Origin of the sequence: Roseivirga seohaensis, from assembly GCF_001592945.1 — a bacterium.
Taxonomy (GTDB): Bacteria; Bacteroidota; Bacteroidia; order Cytophagales; family Cyclobacteriaceae; genus Roseivirga; species Roseivirga seohaensis.
Map to the genome: position 1 here is coordinate 681,968 of NZ_LRPB01000023.1, position 17,995 is coordinate 699,962.

A 17,995-nucleotide genomic window follows, 5' to 3' on the forward strand; every position below is an offset into this window, starting at 1 on the left:
GTTAATCGTGATTGCTGTATTTAGAATATAGCTTATTGATTTTTTCCTTGGCCCTGGAAAGACGCATTTTCACGGCACTTTCCGAAATGCCCATGGTTTGCTCAATCTCTTTAATCGAGTGTTTTTCTTTGTATTTGAGCAGTAGAATCAACTTTTCTTCAGGAGTAATGTCTTCCAATAACTTGAACAAAGCCGTTTCCATGGCGTCTTTGTCCAGCACATCTTCTTCCACCAAGTCGATCATTTCATCCATCAATTTTTCAGAGATTACGGTGTGCGTTTTCTTTTTCTCTTTCCGTAAATAATCTATGCAGGTGTGGTGAATAATGGAATAGAGCCAGGTTTTGAATTTTGCATCGCTGCGGAAATTCTTGAGCTGCATAAATACCTTGATCAGAATTTCCTGACAAAGATCTTCTGAAACGTCTTCATTCTTTACGTAGCTACGACACTTCTTAATAATATAAGTCTCATACCTTCTGGTAATGATCTCGAAATAGCGTTCGTGGCCTCCTGCTCTCAAGAATGCAATTACCTCCTCGTCCGATAAATTGTCGTTTTTCAGCATAAAGCTTTAACCCAATGTTGTTTTCTTAAGCCTGAACCAAAGAAACACAAAGGTAGGAAAATACATGATCGTTTTTTGGGAAAGGTTGGGGTGGGGTTTCTATCCTCCTCCCAAACAGGGCAAAAGCCAAGCCTGCCAATTTGTTTATGTAATAGTTCTATATTCATGGAAAATTTAAAAACATGAGCGTGTTTACCATTACGATGACCGTAGAAAATCAGTCGAACCACCCGAGTCATATCACTATTTTTCAAAAGCCGACAGAAACAACTGATTTTCCTAAAAACCCATGGAGAGAGATAACAGTGAACCCTGGGTCTTCAGGCTTCTCCTTTGAGGTTCCGGGCGTTAATTTTGAATATGCGGTAAGTGCCCGCTTTGAAGCTACACAGGTTGGAACTTCAATGCTTAGGATTAAACCCAATTGCACTTGTGTAGTTTCCGGAAGCATGGAAAGCGGATGCAAAATTGAAATGTTGGGTGCTTAAAGAAAAATTTTGAAGTGAGCCTATTTTATTCAAAAATAACTTTAAAGCGCTGGTCGTATTCAAATGGGAAAATGGATTTACGCTTAATTAGGCTTTCAAAGCCAGCATAGTTCGGGTTTAGAATAAGGTTATAGTCTTCGGGAATCACCACACTTGGCACCCAAATACCCAACCTGTTTTTATGCAGCAGTTCTTGTCGTGCCGTTTTCTGAACATTGCGTTTGTAGGCCAATCCGTTCCAGCCCTCGGCCAATTTGTTGATTGGTAGTTTTACAATATCTGGATGCTCATCGGGAATGCTTAACTCCAAAAGTTTCAAGTTAACGGGCCAGTCTTTTTCACCCACTTTGTGCGCAAAATATTCCCATGAACAAAGGGAAGGGTTGGCCGATGTGTATAGCACCTTGATGCCTTTCTCATTCCATCTGCCGGGTACATCGGAACCCCCTAAACTACTTATGTAAGAAACGCGCCAAACATTCATGCAACACTGCCTTCTTGTAGCCTGATCAGTTCATCTAAAACCATTTCGGAACCAGTAACGGTACCGAGTAAATCTATGGGACGAGCATCTAAAAATGGGTTGAACTTTCTTAGCCAGTTATTCAAGGGGGGAACATCACCAAAAACCTCTACCCCTTTTAGCAAAACCTGTGTATTGTGAAGCAGCTTTTCAGAATGCTCGTTGGAAACCAAATCATTTGAGCTGCGATTTCTTACGGATGCCCAAGTATGCCCCATAAGTGATTGGTAATCTTCATTGGTGAGATTTAGGTTTTCTTTCAACACCCGATAGACCGATTGTGGATAGGCCAACCTTGAAAGCCTGTGCATATAAATTGGCTCATCGAACAAAGCGTGAATTTCTTGGGCTTCTTGGGGAAGTACATTAATGGGAGTGAATACTTCGGCAAATGGTTTGAGCCCAAGTAAACCGAAATACTTTTCAAAGGTTTGGTAAACCACTTGTGGTTCTTCTAAAATTTGGGTTGGATCAGAGCTTTTATAGTCTTCCATTGCTGTAAAATTTTACTGAATATATAAATATACGGAAAAATTTTACAACTGTTTCAAATGCCCCTCCCAAACGGAGCAAAGGCCAAACCTGCGAGTTTGAAGTGTTGCATTCCGAAAGGAATACCGATGACAGTAATGCAGAAGATAACACCCCAAAAAAGATGGGTAAGAAAGACCCAGAAGCCACCAAAAATAAACCAGATAATATTTAGCGGAAGCGAAAGGCAGCCCGTAAGCGTTCTGCCTGGTTGAACTTGCTGCCCAAAAGGTGCAAAGCCTACAATGGCCAGTTTAAAGCACTGAATTCCAAACGGAATTCCTACAATGGTAAGACATAAGACAATACCGCCAATAATGTATTCCAAGGCGATCATCCAGCCCCCAAATACGATCCAGATTATGTTTCCGATTAAACTCATTCTATTTTCTTAAGCTCATAAATATAGAACTTATTATAATCGAGTTCCTCTTCCTCGTTTACATAAGGTACTAAAAATTGAGTTTCACTTAATCTTACATATCTGCCAAGATCATCATTGATTTCCAACACTTTTTTATCCTGAACGAAAAAGGAATAAAGAGCTTCGCTTTCAGAATCAGCATATTTAGATGCTTCCATGTAATTACTTAGACTGGTTGGTTCTTTAGCCCCTGTTTTATACCTAATCATGGTAATTTCACCATAACTACTTACATCTAAAATACTACTATTCAGTTCTCTATAAACATAATTTAACTCGTTAGACCTGCCGAAATTTTTGAGTGGGTTCTTATGCTGATCTTCATAAGGTATACCTTGTGGTGTTCTGAAATTTTTCAAATCCAGATTCGATGTACTCACAAATTCGAACCGGTTATTCTTGAGTTCATATTTGTACATTTTTGGCTCCAAAGGCAACACTAAAATCAGTTCTTCCTTCTGCTTATTATAGCTAATTTTAGGCTCATGTCCGTCAAAATAAAGCTCACTAGTCCTGTAAATTGAATTTTCTGGATAAGGTAACAATTCTGTTGGTTCTTGGCTTTTAGAATTAAATGCCTCCAACATCATAGCAGTATTAAAATGATCTTCTTTTAACTTAATACCTCCATTATAGTTCTGACTTTTCGCCTTGATTACAGTGTTTACGCCATTTATTTCTACCGCATCGGGCTTCCCGCTAATATATGATAATGGTATATAGCCAGAGCCAGGAGTGAATTTTTCAAGATAATTCCAGTCGGCATCGAAGAAATAGTAAGCGCCAGCTCCCTCTACAACTATATTTGTGCCTAAATAGCCCAAGCCACTCATTCCAGGACCAAAGTGCCCTGGCCCCTCACCTGTCAGATCGACTGAGCTGAGCACATTTCCTTCTGCATCAATCTCCATGCATGCCTTACTTTGAGTACCATAGGCTAAGAAACGATTCGTTTTTGGGTTATAATCGGTGATCTGAAGTGGTTCTAAAACAGGTACCATTAAAGAATCTACTTTAATCAGTTCGTAATTCCCTTCAAGGTTTGAGTTTTCACTGTCAGTGGAACTGTTTTAAGAACAGGAGGCTAGCGCGAATATTGAAAAAATTGCTGCTGCGAGGGACTTAAGGTGGTTTGCTTTCATATCAATATGAAAGCTAATAAATTATTGAAAAAAGAATAAACTATTCCGACATTTTATTCAATAAGCAGACCATTCAATGAGCCTAAATATCTTTAAACGAAAGCACTTCTAAACTCTCGGTATTCAATTCAAAAACCGTTGTGATGTTTTGCGCTTGATTGAGTTGGTACTCGTGTAAATAAAAAGTAGATGCTTTTCCGCTGAGGTCAATATGATAGGCCGATAGGTTAAAGTGGCTCAAAGCATTATTAATAGCAAAAAGCTGATCGGTGAAAAGCTGCTGCTGTGCACGATAGTTTTCGGGGAAAGTTGATTGGCTTGATTTAAGTTTGGCCTTAAGCGCGTTGTCTAATTTGACGTTTTCCAGAATTAACTCATCAATCAAATCGATTTCAAAATTGTTTTCCATGCTAAGAAAGGCTTGAATAACAGGGCTTTCAAATTCTACAGAAAAGTTTAATGCCATGTTTACCTTTGTTCTCACCGTATCTTGAATGGCTAAAACGGAAGTCATTAATGTCATATCAGACGATAGAAAATCATTGTCTATACGCTGAAAACGAACGGGGTTATAGGCAATATCATTATCCAAATGCTCCAAAATGAAATAGCGGATTTCGGCCTGAAATCGATCCTCATCATTTCTCCGGTCGCAACTGAACAGAGAAAATGCAGTCAGGACAAGGGCTAGCAAGATGTTTTTCTTAAATGTTTTATTCATAACGTAGTGTATTCGTAGGTGTGAATTCGGCAATTTTCAGGGTTTGAAAATTCACCTTGTCTAATGTTTAAACATGTTAGCCGGAATTGTTTGTTTTTCTATACCCGGGCCTTGAAAGGCAACCGACAAAGTTTCACCCCCACCAGCCTCAAAATACTTGAGTAGAAAATTATGATAGCCAGCCTTTAAGGCAATTTCTCCCATTCGTTCCTGAGCGCCATGTGGACCATCATTATCAACCACCTTTTGCCCATCGATATTAAGTACACTACCATCATCAGAAGTGGTGTAAAAAATGTAAATGCCATCAGTAGGAACATTGATGAGACCCTGGAACACCAGCCCAAATTGATTTGGTTGATTAGTAGGCAAGACAACATTTTCGGAAACAAAAGTAGAAGAAGCTTTTCCCTCAATTTGGCTTACACTTGAATAGTTTCGCTTGTAAAGCATGGTTTGTAATCCATTATCTACTTTTAGAGGGTTTATGGATTCAACCAACTCAGCTTTCTTGTAAACTCCCTGGACGATAGGACTGGATTTTCCTGTAGAAGTAACGGTTACCGCTTTTACTTGCAATTCTTTTTCAGCTATGTTCAGAATGAATGGAGCGGTATATTCTATTGAATTTTCCGAAGGCTGACTTCCATCTGTTGTATAGAAAATTTTTGCGTCTGAATACGGCACAGAAAGTTCAATCTCAATTTCTTCAGAAAGTGTTAAGCCTTGCTTCAAACCTGCCGGAGCAGCCACATGATAATTTATGTTCTTTGAATCGAGCAGCTGGTATTGGTATTTTAGCTTCTTCTGAAATCTTTCCCAGTTCTTATTTTTAGGCTTCGTCCAAACCGTTTCTGAAAGGGCCAGCATACGCGGAAAAACCATGTATTCCACATGATCAGAGGTTTTCATATACTCTGTCCAAACATTGGCCTGAGCACCCAGCACATGTTTTTGGTTCTCTTTAGAAAGCTCTTCAGGAATTGGTTCGTAATCATACACATCTTGAAGCGTAGTAAAACCACCAATGGCCAATGGCTCACCTTCTGGGCCTGCTTGGTAGTGGTCAAAGTAAGCAACACTGTTTGGTGTCATAATTACGTCATGGCCTTGCTCTGCCGCTTCAATGCCTCCGGCTTCACCTCTCCACGACATTACCGTGGCTTCAGGAGCTAAACCTCCTTCTAAAATTTCGTCCCACCCGATGAGTTTTTTCCCCTTGCTGATTAAGAATTTTTCGATTCTTCTGATGAAATAACTTTGTAACTCGAATTCATCTTTCAAACCTTCGCGTTTGATCACCGCTTGTGCCACAGCGCTTTCTTTCCATCGGTCTTTTGGGGCTTCATCACCGCCAATGTGGATATACTGACCAGGGAAAAGCTCTATTACCTCTGAAAGCACATTTTCTAAGAAAGTGAACGTTTCTTCGCTTGGGCAGTAGATGTCTTTGTATACACCCCAAATGGTACCTACTTCAAAAGGGCCAGGCGTACAGCCCAGTTCAGGGTAAGCTGCTAAAGCTGCCATGCTATGTCCCGGCATTTCAATTTCAGGAATTACATTGATTTGCCTTTCCATGGCGTAAGCCACAATTTCTTTCACCTCTTCTTGAGTATAAAAACCACCGTGAGGAGTGCCATCACCTACATACGGACTAAAGTTTTTTTCTACCATGGTTTCTTTACGCATGCTGCCCACTTCGGTAAGTTTAGGGTATTGCTTGATTTCAATTCTCCAACCTTGATCTTCGGTAAGGTGCCAATGAAAGTTGTTCATTTTATAAAAGGCCATCATGTCCAAGTACTTTTTTATGAACTCTACGGGGAAAAAATGGCGAGCTACATCAAGGTGCATTCCACGATATACGAACCGAGGTTCGTCATTAATTTTCATTACAGGGAGTTTTACAGCTTCTCCATTGAGGGGCAGCATTTGAATTAATGATTGAACGGCATAGAACAAGCCTTTGCCATTAGCGGCTTCTATTTTAACACCCTCTTTAGTAGTACTCAGTACATAGGCTTCGGGGTTATCTGAACCAATTGATTTTTGTTGAATAGCAATGAAATTACTGCTTGGTGTATCTTCTTTAATTTTCACCGTCCAATTAATTTCAGTGAGATAGTCTTTCAAATAATTGGCGATTTTTTGTTCTTCTTCATTTACGGCTACAATGGTTAAGCCCGAAGAAATCACCATCGTTTCGTTATTTGTGGTTTCAATACTTTGAGGCTCAGGAACAATTTGAACCGAACTAGCCGCCAGATCTTCATAAGAATTAGATTGGCATGAAGAGGCCAAGATGGCGAATACACCAAGAATCGCTACTATTTTTTTCATTCGGGAAGATATTGAGATTCAAACAAATATAAAATCAATGTGAAAAGGTATGTCACAGGTCGGTACATTTTTTTAACTTCCTAAAATTTTTACCATGAGCAATCGCAGAAAATTCATCAAGTCGGGCATATTAGGAGGCCTTGCAGTAACCACCGGAAGTCTATCCACTTTGGCTTGTGCCACCCCAGCCAAAGCAGGCCAAAAACCCATTGTTATTTCTACCTGGAACCACGGAATGCAAGCCAATGTAGGTGCTTGGGAGATTTTGTCTAAAGGAGGGAAATCCGTTGATGCTGTGGAACAAGGGGTAAGAATTACCGAAGCGGACCCTGATAATGCTACGGTAGGAATTGGTGGTTTTCCAGATCGCGATGGCATCGTAACGCTTGATGCTTGTATTATGGACCATAACGAAAACTGTGGATCAGTCGCTTTTCTTCAAAACATTATGCACCCTATTTCTGTGGCAAGAAAGGTGATGGACGATACGCCTCATGTGATGTTGGTAGGTGAGGGCGCCAAAAAATTTGCTTTGGAACAGGGCTTTAAAGAAGAAAACCTGCTTACACCAAATGCTGAAAAGGCTTGGAAAAATTGGCTTAAAAATCAGGATTACAAACCGAAAATTAATGTCGAAAACCACGACACCATCGGTATGTTGGCTTTAGATGCAGACGGTGATCTTTCTGGCGCATGTACCACTAGCGGGGCAGCTTGGAAAATGCACGGTAGAGTAGGTGATTCTCCAATTATCGGAGCAGGCCTATATGTGGATAATGAAATTGGAGCTGCCACTGCCACTGGTTTAGGCGAATTTGTGATTAAGATTTGTGGGTCACACATGATTGTTGAACTGATGCGCCAAGGTTATCCTCCGCAAGAAGCCTGTAAAGAAGCCGTAGATCGAATTATAAGAAAGTACAAAAACAACTATATGGATTTGCAGGTGGGCTTTTTGGCTTTAAGCAAAACAGGAGAGTATGGAGCTTATGGAATTCACAAAGGGTTCAACTTTGCGGTAAAATCAAATACTCAGGATGAATTGATAGATTCTAAATCTGCGGTTTAATCTATTTTTCGAATGGCTTGCAGGCGTCCATAACTGAGCGATCGCCAAATCCATTCAAACGGGCCATATTGAAAATAGCTAAGCCAAATGGTGGAAAAGGCAATCTGGAAAACCCAGATAACCAATACAGCTACCGCTTGGGCCGAGCGGTCTAAATCGCCATAGAGGCTTAAGCCATGTCCGTAAAATATAAAACTGCAAATGATGGACTGAAACAGGTAGTTGGAAAGACTCATTCTACCTACATAAGAAAGGCTTTTGGCAATAATGCTTCGGGTGGAAATCTTACAGATTAATGCGATTATACCACAATAGCCAATAGCTAATAAAACACTGCCCCAATAGTTAAATTGAGAAAAATAGAAGTAACTCAATTCGAAATCCCAACGATAATGGAAGTCAAGAATAACACCTCCAATTACCATTGGTAAGCCAATTCCAATTCCATAAATGGCCATTTTAGAAAGATACTTTTTTGATTGTTTTGCGGTAAGTGCCCCTTTTTTGTAAAAGGCCATTCCTAAGAGAATAAGTCCGCTTACCTTCCAAAATATTTCCGATAGAAACACTTTGGTTTGCATGTTTAATGCCTCAGGAACTCTAATCAGCATTTGCCTTTCCCAACTGCTAGTGTAATGGTCAATCTGGTAAGAAATTGTAGCCGCACTTGGCCTCCAAACTTCTTCTTCAAGCTTCATAAACTGACCTGATTCCCAAAACGGAATGCTGTACGCCAATAAAAGTTTAAGTACCGAACCAAGTACAAGAAATATTATTCCGGCCCTAAAAAGATAGGCTTTACTCTTGCTTCGGAAAGCAAACATAAAGAAGCCACAAATGGAAAAAGCGACAAGCAAATCTCCGTACCAAAGCAGATATGCATGAAAAACACCAATAATAAGTAGCCAAAAAAGTCTGCGGTATTGTAAGTTGCCCGATCGCAAATGCTCTTTTTTTGCTTTTTGAGAGATTAGAATAATGCTGGCGCCAAAAAGCATAGCCAAAATGGCCAGAAACTTTTCATTGGCAAATACATGGCTCAATAACCAAACGTAGAAATTTATGCCTTCTAGGTTTTCGAAAGAGGTTGGGTTCAAGTAGGCGGAAGGTGGCATTGCAAAACTCTGAATACTCATTAATAGAATACCGAGCACGGCTAGTCCCCTCAAAATATCTAGAGATATTACCCGCTTTTGGGTGTCGATGGGCTGAAGAATGTATGATGAACCTGCCAAAACTGGACTAATATTAGTGAATTAGTTTTTAATCGTGAAATCAATCATTGACTTGCAGAAAAACACCATCATTTTCAATTTTTAAAGAATGAATTTTTAGTGGCTTTGTTCGTTGTTCACATTCCATCCCATCTTTCAAACTAAAACGATATGCATGAAGCGGACAAACCACTTCATGCTTATAGTTTATGGCTCCTTCAAGCAAAGAATGCTGATTATGAGGGCAAAGATGGTCAAACACGTGGAATTCTCCTTGATTTAAAACTAAGCAAATCTTTTTGTCTCCAATTCTAATAATCTTTCGCCCTTCATCTCCTAGCCTTTGCAGCAGCTCCTCTTTGGAATCAAAGAGTTTATATGATGTCATGGTGCTAATTTTTCAGTTGCTTCATCACTTCTTCAATAGCTCGTTCGAGTTGTGGGTCTCGTCCGCTTATACGGTCTTTAAAATCCATGTTAACCAAAATGTCTGGGCTTACTCCTTCGCTTTCCAAATTTTTGCCGTCCATAGTGTAACAACCCCAAGAAGGCAAGCGGTAAGAAGAACCATCGACCAAACCTGCCGAGCTGGTGAAAATAATCCAGCGGTAAGTTTCGGTACCTATTATTTTACCCAAACCAAGTTCTTTAAAGCCAGCGGCTGTCATTTCTGCATCGCTCAACGATTGCTCGTTAATTAATAGCACCATTGGTTTGGCACCTGCTCCAAAATTGGCCTGAGTAGTAAGTTTTCCTTCTCTAAATTTCCATTGCAAATAAGGCTTTTGAGAAAGGAACTTAAGCACTTCGTCATGAACATTTCCACCCGTATTGTATCTCAAATCTAAAATAAGTCCGTTGCGGTTATGGCCTTCAGAAGTCATTTCAATTAAGAAGTCCTCTAGCGAACCTGTACTCATGTTTTTCATGTGAACATAGGCCACTTGCTCATTGGTGGCTTTATCTACTTTACTTTGGTTATTGGCAATCCATTCGTCATACAAGTTGCCACGCAAGGCGCCCATGCTAGAAGGATGCACTTTCACGGTTAAGTTCTCTTTTCCTCGTTTTATGCCCAGCGTAATTTCCTCGTCTACCGAAGGTTGCGCCAAGTAATACTCGCGGTTCATTTTCGAATCCACTTCCATACCGTTAATCGAAGTGATAATGTCACCTTTTCGGATGTTCTTACTCGAATAATCGGCTGGCCCTTCACTAACCACTTTTGCGATTTCATAGGGGTTTTCATTTGAGAAAAGGACACCTAAATTCAAGCTTTGGGTGTTATAATAGGTACGTTCTTCTCTTCCTCCAGAATTGAAGCCCATGTGCGAAGAGTTTAATTCGCCCAATAAATCATTCAGAAGCACCCGTAATTCATCTCTACTTTTTACATGCGGAAGAAATTGGGCGTACTGTGTTCTAAGCTTTGGCCAGTCTGCTCCATGAAAGGTTTCGTTGTAGAAGTTCTCTTCAATGCCCGCCCAAGTTTCATCATACATCTGATCGAACTCGTTGCGGAGCGATTTTCTGAAAGTAAAGTCTGTTTCAATACTGCTGACTTTATTCTGAGCCAAGTTCAGTTTACTAATGGCGCCTGCGTTAAGCAGGTAATGCGTTTTGTTTACGGTAATTATATCGCTTCCAGCACGGCCTGTTCCAGCAATTTTTTCTGTTTTATTCCTTTCAAAAGGTTCAATGGTAGTTACCCAAAGCGAACGCTGATTTTCATCGTGGTTAGAAGAATAAATCACATGGGTTTTATCACCAGGCTTGATTACTACTGGGTTGCTCTGTGCCCCAAAATTAGGGCTCATTCGCTCTAAACTTCTCAGCCAGTCCTGTTCAAAGTCGATTGAAACCGCCACTTTGCTGCTGTCGTTTTTCTTCTCTTTTTCGAAAATCTCATTCAGTTTATCTGATTTAAAGGCTTCTTCTTGACGAGAAAGTGGCACTCGGTACACTCTTCCATTCTGCATACCAAAAGGGTAGCTGGGCTTGGTTCTGTCAGACACAAAATAGAGGTATTTACCATCAGGTCCCCAAAATGGACTGGTTTCTGGTACTCCTGTTTTAGTGTAATTGGTTAATTTTTTGGAAGGAATATGATAGAGATAAATATCATCTTCAAAATCGTTTCTTACCGTAAAGGCAATGTATTGACCATCAGGCGAAAATCTTGGAATGGGGTTGTAAAGTCCCCAAAGTTCTTCCGTAGCAATGGTTTCGCTTTTCATTGTGTTTAAATCCAGTAAACGTACTTCATTGATTCCGCTCAGGTAAACTCCCTGCGTTTTCTCCTTATTCAACTCTAAGTTTCTGGCAGATTGGTCATCTTGTGTCAGTTGCTTTTCTTTGGCTTGTAAGTCAGCCGCATCAATACTGAAAAGGTTGGTGTAACCCTTCACTGTTTGCGTATAAATCAAAGTTTTATTGTCTTTCAGCCATTTAACTTCGGTTACCCTTTCCTTTGGGTTGGTGTTTACCTGCCGTATAAACTTACCGCTGATGTCTGAAACGAAAAGTTCTCCCCTCGATACAAAGGCCATTTTCTTTTCATCTCCAGAAACATCGAAAGCCGAAATATTTCCATTAGTGTTAAAGTCTGTCGTTTTGGCTAGGGTTGAATTTTCAAAAATGGAGATTTTGATTTTTTCACTTTTCTTGCCCGCCACATCGTAAACATATAGCTGATAGTCTTTTTCAAAAACGATTTTTCCGCCATTTGCATTTACCTGTGGTGTTTTAATAGAAGTATTGAAACTGGTCAGCTGAGTTTTATTACCATTTGCAAGCGCATACAAATTGTATTGCTCATTGGCTTCGTCCGACACAAAGTATAAATTCCCTTTTCGGTCGATTGTTGCCCACATATCTTTTCCATCGTAATTGGTGTGCACCTTAAAATCGCCTGTTTTTTGATTGTATGATTTGATTTCTGGATTGAAGGCGCCTTTGTATCGCTTTCGAGCTACCTGATTGCTGCTTTCCCAGCTTTCGTTAAAATAAATTGAACCATCGGGGTGAATGGCCAAGTTGTGTGGCCAGTTGAAGTAATGCTCGAAAAGGCGCTTAGGCGTACCTCCGTCAACCGATACCGAATAAGCCGATCGGCTATTGTATCGGTTAGATTGAAAGTAAATGGTTTTGCTGTCCAAAGCCCAAGTTTCCATTTGGTCATTCGATGAATTGAAAGTCAGTTGCTTGATTTCGCCACCGTTATAAGGCATTAAATAGATATCGTTATTTCCGTATTGTTCCGAAGAAAAAGCAATCCATTTACCATCGGGGCTCACGCGCGGATAACTCTCATTGCCGTCCATGGCTGTAATTCGGCTGGCCGTACCTCCAGCAGTAGCAACTTTCCATAAATCGCCTTCATAAGCAAAAATAACCTCCGAACCATCTGGGTTGAGGCTAGGCGTGGAGGCGAAGTATACATCACTTTGCGCATGAAGTGACGTGGCTAAAATTATTAAAGTGAGTATCGAATAAGTCTTTTTCATACAAAATTGATTCATGATGGAAGCCAATTACATGGCAAAACGGCTGTTCTGCCATGTAACTAGTGATTAAATGTATCAGATTTGTACTTTACTTTCAAACGTCTGCGAAGAATCGTTTCAGATCGCAACCGCAAAAACTATCGATTTTTAAGGGGCTTAACCTTTGGTAAATAATTGATCGATATTTTTGAAAGCTTTAAACTCTAAAGCATTGCCGTCAGGGTCTAGAAAAAACATGGTGGCTTGTTCTCCAACGTCACCTTTAAAACGGATGTATGGTTCTATAACGAAATGGATTTTTTCGGCTTTTAATCGTTCCGACAAATCCACCCATTCGTTCCAGTCTAATACTACCCCAAAGTGAGGAACAGGAACATCATGGCCGTCTACAGGGTTAGATTGAGTTTTGTCAATTCCTTGATCCTTAGAGGTTTTGTGAATGACGAGTTGATGACCAAAAAAATTGAAGTCGACCCACTTTTCAGCGCTTCTTCCTTCGGTACAACCTAAGGTTCGACCATAAAATTCTCGACATACTTCTAAGTGTTGAACAGGAATAGCCAAGTGAAATGGATTAAGGTTTTTCATTTTGTGTTTAAGTTATTTTCACACAAAGATCTTTTGGGATTGCTTCATTATAAAATTGATTGAATTGCGTAGATTTGATATTTCAGTTTTATGAATGGTTTTGTTAACCATTAGCAGTTGATTCAATGATTGATGTTTTAGATTTGAAAATACTGAAGGTTTTGGAGAAAAACTCAAGACTTTCCTTTGCCGAAATAGGGAGGCTTGTTGGTCTTTCTCCTTCTGCCACAAGAGAGCGTGTGCAAAAGCTCGAAGAAAAACAGGTGATTTCTAATTATACAGTAGAAATCAACAGTCGTTTACTTGGATATGATATTGAGGCTTTTATCTCGGTGAAGGTATTTCACGGCAAACTCAAGTCTTTTTTAAGTGTTGTAGGAACTTACCCTGAAGTAAAAAGAGCTTATAGAATTACGGGTGGTCAGAATGTTCAGCTGGAAATCATTGCAAAAGACAGGCTGCAGTTACAGAAGCTTATCGATAAAATTATGGAATACGGTGATACGCTCACCCAACTCATATTATCAGAAGTAGAAATCGACAAAGAAAAACCCACTTACACTATTTCGAAATAACTAAGCCTGAAACCCTTTGAAACAAGACGGCAAAAGTGTTCTCAATCCACAAAAAATCCGATCTTCGAGTGTGGAAAATTACATTGCAAAGAGAGATCTGAAATCAAAACATAAAATGAAGCACATTCAGTTAGTTACGTCTCTCTTCCTTTTATGTATTTGTTTTTTCGCCAAAGCCCAAACGGGAATAATACTCTTAGGCAAGAATGCCGAACCCGTAGAAGGTGCCTTAGTGAATGTACTAGGCACAAGCCAAGTGAAGGTAAGCGACCAACGGGGGATTGTAGTGCTGGAAATTACAGAGAACAGCAAAATCAATATTTCTCATGTCGGTTTTAAAACTACGGAAATTGAGATTGAAGTAGACTCTTGGCAAACCATTACGCTTAGCCCAAATACAACCAATTTACTAAGTGTAGAGGTAGAAGGCTTTTTAGAAAATACTGACCTTAGCGAGCAAGCAGGTGCCATTTCAACCATTGGGCTGAGGGATTTACAACGCTTCGATCGAAGCTCTTTAGTGCAAGCGGTTAATTCTGTTCCAGGCATCCGTTTCGAAGAAAGGGCCGGAGCAAGCTATCGCATTTCTATTCGTGGAAGTTCGGTTCGCTCTCCTTTTGGTGTGCGAAATGTGAAAGTGTATTGGAACGGCATTCCTTTTACCGAACCTGGAGGAAATACCTTTATCAATTTGCTCGACCTCAACAATATTTCTGGAATTGAAATTATAAAAGGCCCTGCAAGTAGCATTTATGGCGCAGGAACAGGAGGAGTAATCAAACTGAAAAGTACAGTGCCGGGCGATCTGAACAATAGTATACAGGCATCGGCCATGGTCGGTTCTTATGGAATGCAAAAAGCGGATGTGATTTTCAATCAGTTAAGTGAGAAAAACAGCCTTACCGTAAAAGCAGCCATTCAAAAAGCCGATGGTTATAGGGAGCACAACGCAATGGACAGGCGTATTTTGGAAATGGACGCCTTGTTTTTTCCGAATAGCAAACAGACCTTTTCAGTTTCATGGCTATACTCTAATCTGTTCTATGAAATACCCGGGGCGCTAAATCCTTTACAACGAAGTGAAAACAGAAGGCAATCGAGGCCGGGAAGTATAGACAGAAATGCTTCTGTTGATAATCAGTATTGGCTTATGAAGTTGGGGCATGAATTAGAATGGGGCAGAGCCTGGAAAGGAAAAATGTCCGTTTTTGGTTCGAAGATGGATTTCGAAAACCCATTTATTCTGGACTATAAACAAGACGAACAAGATATTTTAGGAGGAAGAATGGAGGTGAGTAGGGATGTTATTTTGGCTGAAAAACCCGCCTCGTTTGTAGTTGGGGCAGAGTTTCAGAAGTCCTTTTTTTCAGGGAAGAACTTTGGCAACGTGATGGGGCAAGCAGACACCATTAACTTTGAAGATGACATCAATTCTAGGCAGTCCATTTTGTTTGGTTCTTTTAAAATAGAGCCCATGAAAGACCTTTTTGTCACCGCTGGCCTTAGTAGGAATGCGCTTAATTACGACATTAATCGCATAGTAGATAAAGTGAATAACAATCCTACTCAGTTCAATAAAGAATTCGAGACAGTATGGTCGCCAAGGCTAGGGGTTTCGAAAAAATTGAATGAAGACCTATCGGTTCACTTCAGTATTTCGCAGGGCTTTTCACCCCCAACCACCACTGAAGTACGTACCAATGAGGGCAGCATTAACCGCGACATTCAACCTGAAAAAGGCACCAATTATGAATGGAATGTACGGGGCAATTTGCTGAATTCTCGACTTTCATTCGACATGGCCATTTTTAGGTTCGACCTAAAGGAATCGATTTCATCTTATACTAATAGTGATGGTGTTGTGTTATTCAGAAATGCAGGAAAAAACACTCAACAGGGCTTGGAATTTCAGCTTTTGGGCGAATGGATAAAAGATGAAAAACAGCCTTTGAAAAATTTAAGTACATCGCTTTCATACACTTTTCATGCCTTTGAGTACAAAAATTATGTGAACGATGGTGATGATTTCTCAGGAAACGCTTTACCTGGAACGGCCAAAAATGTAGTGAACCTACAAGTAAATGCGAGCTTCATTTACGACCTAGACGTGAATCTCAGTTATCATTATTCAGACGCTATTCCCCTCAACGATGCGAACACGGTATATTCAAGGCCTTACAACCTATGGAATATGAATTACAGTTACCTCATCCCTAAAAAGAAAAAGGCACAATGGGAGGTGTTTGGAGGTGTGAACAATATTTTTGATGTGGATTATAGTTTGGGCAACGACCTTAACGCTTTTGGCAATCGTTATTTTCAGCCTGCGCCAAGTAGAAACTACTTTATAGGTGCGAGGTTAAAATTCTCTTATTAACCGCAGTTTTGAGTGCTCAGGCCTATCGGTCTCTCTCTAATTTGTCAATTCGTTGATTTACAGATTGTAACTCTTTTTTTATTTCTGCTAAAGCCTCTTGTAAATTAGTCTTTTTCGGTTCTAGAACCTTGTATTCCGCTGCGGAGTCGGCTGCTAAAAGTGGTTCATTATCAAGTAACATTTCACCTTCTCCAGTAACAAGCCAGTTTAAATTTATGTTCTCATATGATTCTTTTAGTTTTGAATAGAAGTCATGACTCGGAGATGTGCGCCTGCCATTTTCAGAAACTATATTATGAATTGTAGTACGACTGAAATTCAGTTTTTTAGCCATTGAATTTACAGATAACCCAAAGTGCCTCATCAATAGCTCCAAGCGATCGTTTACTGACATAATTAAAATAATGTTATCATATGTTTGCTTAAGTAATCAAATGATTACATATTTGTTCATTGGTTAATGGTTGAACCAAGACATTAACTCAAACTTAACAAAAAGCGCAGATAAAATAACTCTGAAAAGAGAAGGGCTAAACTCATCAGTGTACCGATAAGTTATTCTTTTGTTCTTACTAATAACTCTCTAACGTCTACGTCTAGTGTTTTGGCAATAGTAAACAGTGTTTCCATAGTAGGTTGCATATCGTTAGTACACCAGCGAGAGACAGTGGTTATATTTTTCCCTGTTTGTTCGGAAAGCCAATTATTAGTTTTTCCCTTCTCTGCTAGTACCGCCTTAATACGGTTGTAAATTTTTTTATCAGCCATAAAATCATCGTTTAACGCAAATTATTGGCCAAAATAGGAAAATTAAAACTACCAGTGATAAGTCAAGATGTCGTTTTGCTTAATTATTATATCGTATAATGAACTAATAATTGTGTTTAACGATAAAAATATTAATTTTGAGTGAAGATTACAAACGTTTAAACTAATTGTTATGGATAAAAAAGCCCTCGCCTTGCATCTAATAAAACAAGACCTTAAGTATCGTCAGATGGTTATTGGCCTAAACAATGTGGGTATTCATATAGAGTTCTACCCCGACTTAGTTCGTGTTATTCGAGCTTTAATGGGGCACTCTAATGTAAAAACCTTAGACACTTGGGCAGATGTATATGTGGAAGGAATGTCCAAGATAGAAAAGGTGGCTTGGGGAGACGAGGCGGGGCTTTATATAGTTGCTCTTCAGATTTATAAATCCCTTGAAAGCTTCACTTGATCAAGCGTATTATGCCCATTTAAAACTTAATTCCAACTTCTAATGCAAACAGCCTGTTTTTAAGGCTTAGCTCATCGTAGGTTTCGTTTTGCGTTTTTACCTGATTAATGAAACCTAAATTATAGAAAAGGCCAGCGTAAAGGCGAGTATTAACGCCAATAGTTCGTTCTAACCCCCCGCCAAAATTACCCGCTACATCAAAGCTTCTGAATTCACGAATGATATCTGAATTGTCGGATTTGGGAGAATTGCTCAGACGTATTTCAGGCACTACTCCAAAATTGAAGTAGATTTTTGTGTCGAGGATTACTTCATTTGTGTAAAGTTTCAATAAAGCCGGAACCTGCAAAAACTCTTGGCTAAAATCGGCAGCTCCAATTACGTTGGCTATGCTATTGGTTGATCGAGCAGTTACTCCAAAATCTTTGGAAGCATAATTAATTCCTGCGCTGAAAAAGTAATTTTCTTTAAATTGGTAATCTACAAAAGCACCAATTAAAAACTGAACGGAAGAACCGTTATCATCGTAATTCGTGCTTGCACCATCCGTACTTGGTTTCGAATAAGTAAGTGTAGGGCCTAATTTAATGCCTATGTTATAATCTTGTGCCAGTGCTGATATACTAAATAAGGTTAACAGAACTGCTGCAAAAGTGAATTTCCTCATGGGGAATAAAATAAATGAATACTTTTGTCATTTAAAA

Annotated in this window: 19 protein-coding genes; 5 read left to right on the forward strand and 14 right to left on the reverse strand. The window is 39.6% G+C overall.

Going from position 1 to position 17,995, the window contains the following annotated elements:
- Position 1 precedes the first annotated feature (1 nt).
- Positions 2 to 568 (reverse strand): RNA polymerase sigma factor, encoded by a 567-nt coding sequence (locus tag AWW67_RS09355; RefSeq protein ID WP_053223352.1) that lies wholly within the window; start codon positions 566 to 568, stop codon positions 2 to 4.
- Positions 569 to 750: 182 nt separating this feature from the next.
- On the opposite strand from AWW67_RS09355, the gene AWW67_RS09360 reads away from it, so the two are divergent.
- Positions 751 to 1,056, forward strand: coding sequence for a hypothetical protein (locus tag AWW67_RS09360; RefSeq protein WP_141655423.1), 306 nt, complete (start codon positions 751 to 753; stop codon positions 1,054 to 1,056).
- A gap of 25 nt (positions 1,057 to 1,081) precedes the next feature.
- Here AWW67_RS09360 and AWW67_RS09365 read toward each other — a convergent pair whose 3' ends face one another.
- The 6 genes from AWW67_RS09365 to AWW67_RS09390 form a co-directional block, all read right to left on the reverse strand.
- The gene (locus tag AWW67_RS09365; protein ID WP_062301353.1) at positions 1,082 to 1,540 is read right to left on the reverse strand and encodes an RES family NAD+ phosphorylase; all 459 of its coding nucleotides are present in this window, start codon (positions 1,538 to 1,540) and stop codon (positions 1,082 to 1,084) included.
- Positions 1,537 to 2,073 carry an antitoxin Xre/MbcA/ParS toxin-binding domain-containing protein gene (locus tag AWW67_RS09370; RefSeq protein ID WP_062301355.1) on the reverse strand — a complete coding sequence of 179 codons (537 nt, stop codon included), beginning with the start codon at positions 2,071 to 2,073 and terminating at the stop codon, positions 1,537 to 1,539. Before AWW67_RS09370 ends, AWW67_RS09365 begins: the two co-directional genes overlap by 4 nt.
- Before the next feature lie 53 nt (positions 2,074 to 2,126).
- Positions 2,127 to 2,492, reverse strand: a complete 366-nt coding sequence (locus AWW67_RS09375; protein WP_062301357.1) for a YccF domain-containing protein — start codon at positions 2,490 to 2,492, stop codon at positions 2,127 to 2,129.
- A complete protein-coding gene (locus tag AWW67_RS09380) occupies positions 2,489 to 3,535 on the reverse strand; it encodes a hypothetical protein (protein ID WP_062301358.1) in 1,047 nt (348 codons plus the stop codon). Before AWW67_RS09380 ends, AWW67_RS09375 begins: the two co-directional genes overlap by 4 nt.
- Positions 3,536 to 3,758: 223 nt before the next feature.
- Positions 3,759 to 4,397 carry a hypothetical protein gene (locus AWW67_RS09385; protein ID WP_062301360.1) on the reverse strand — a complete coding sequence of 213 codons (639 nt, stop codon included), beginning with the start codon at positions 4,395 to 4,397 and terminating at the stop codon, positions 3,759 to 3,761.
- Positions 4,398 to 4,457: 60 nt separating this feature from the next.
- Entirely contained in the window at positions 4,458 to 6,740 is a 2,283-nt protein-coding gene (locus AWW67_RS09390; RefSeq protein ID WP_062301362.1) for a family 20 glycosylhydrolase, read from the reverse strand.
- Between the two features lie 94 nt (positions 6,741 to 6,834).
- Here AWW67_RS09390 and AWW67_RS09395 point away from each other — a divergent pair, with 94 nt between their 5' ends.
- Positions 6,835 to 7,809 (forward strand): isoaspartyl peptidase/L-asparaginase family protein, encoded by a 975-nt coding sequence (locus AWW67_RS09395; RefSeq protein ID WP_053223338.1) that lies wholly within the window; start codon positions 6,835 to 6,837, stop codon positions 7,807 to 7,809.
- Here the strand turns inward: AWW67_RS09395 and AWW67_RS09400 are convergent.
- The 4 genes from AWW67_RS09400 to AWW67_RS09415 all read right to left on the reverse strand — a co-directional run bounded on the left by AWW67_RS09400 (position 7,806) and on the right by AWW67_RS09415 (position 13,117).
- Positions 7,806 to 9,044 carry a DUF418 domain-containing protein gene (locus AWW67_RS09400; protein ID WP_141655424.1) on the reverse strand — a complete coding sequence of 413 codons (1,239 nt, stop codon included), beginning with the start codon at positions 9,042 to 9,044 and terminating at the stop codon, positions 7,806 to 7,808. The two genes, AWW67_RS09395 and AWW67_RS09400, sit on opposite strands and share 4 nt — an antisense overlap.
- 40 nt (positions 9,045 to 9,084) lie before the next feature.
- Positions 9,085 to 9,411: a Rieske (2Fe-2S) protein gene (locus tag AWW67_RS09405; protein ID WP_062301365.1), complete on the reverse strand. Its 327-nt coding sequence runs from the start codon at positions 9,409 to 9,411 to the stop codon at positions 9,085 to 9,087.
- Between the two features lie 4 nt (positions 9,412 to 9,415).
- Entirely contained in the window at positions 9,416 to 12,529 is a 3,114-nt protein-coding gene (locus AWW67_RS09410) for a S41 family peptidase (RefSeq protein ID WP_062301367.1), read from the reverse strand.
- 156 nt (positions 12,530 to 12,685) lie between these two features.
- Complete coding sequence (locus tag AWW67_RS09415) at positions 12,686 to 13,117, reverse strand: VOC family protein (RefSeq protein WP_062301369.1); 432 nt, start codon at positions 13,115 to 13,117, stop codon at positions 12,686 to 12,688.
- A 125-nt stretch (positions 13,118 to 13,242) separates the two neighbouring features.
- On the opposite strand from AWW67_RS09415, the gene AWW67_RS09420 reads away from it, so the two are divergent.
- On the forward strand, positions 13,243 to 13,692 hold the full coding sequence (locus AWW67_RS09420; RefSeq protein ID WP_062301371.1) for an Lrp/AsnC family transcriptional regulator: 450 nt from the start codon (positions 13,243 to 13,245) through the stop codon (positions 13,690 to 13,692).
- Between the two features lie 115 nt (positions 13,693 to 13,807).
- Positions 13,808 to 16,069, forward strand: a complete 2,262-nt coding sequence (locus AWW67_RS09425) for a TonB-dependent receptor (protein WP_071387108.1) — start codon at positions 13,808 to 13,810, stop codon at positions 16,067 to 16,069.
- A 22-nt stretch (positions 16,070 to 16,091) separates the two neighbouring features.
- On the opposite strand, the gene AWW67_RS09430 is transcribed toward AWW67_RS09425, so the two are convergent.
- Both AWW67_RS09430 and AWW67_RS09435 read right to left on the reverse strand, forming a co-directional pair.
- Entirely contained in the window at positions 16,092 to 16,463 is a 372-nt protein-coding gene (locus AWW67_RS09430; RefSeq protein ID WP_062301374.1) for a helix-turn-helix domain-containing protein, read from the reverse strand.
- Between the two features lie 161 nt (positions 16,464 to 16,624).
- The gene (locus AWW67_RS09435; protein WP_053223330.1) at positions 16,625 to 16,837 is read right to left on the reverse strand and encodes a helix-turn-helix domain-containing protein; all 213 of its coding nucleotides are present in this window, start codon (positions 16,835 to 16,837) and stop codon (positions 16,625 to 16,627) included.
- A 172-nt stretch (positions 16,838 to 17,009) separates the two neighbouring features.
- Here AWW67_RS09435 and AWW67_RS09440 point away from each other — a divergent pair, with 172 nt between their 5' ends.
- Entirely contained in the window at positions 17,010 to 17,291 is a 282-nt protein-coding gene (locus tag AWW67_RS09440) for a hypothetical protein (RefSeq protein ID WP_053223329.1), read from the forward strand.
- 19 nt (positions 17,292 to 17,310) lie between these two features.
- Here the strand turns inward: AWW67_RS09440 and AWW67_RS09445 are convergent, their stop codons facing one another.
- Entirely contained in the window at positions 17,311 to 17,958 is a 648-nt protein-coding gene (locus AWW67_RS09445) for a porin family protein (RefSeq protein WP_053223328.1), read from the reverse strand.
- Positions 17,959 to 17,995 lie beyond the last annotated feature (37 nt).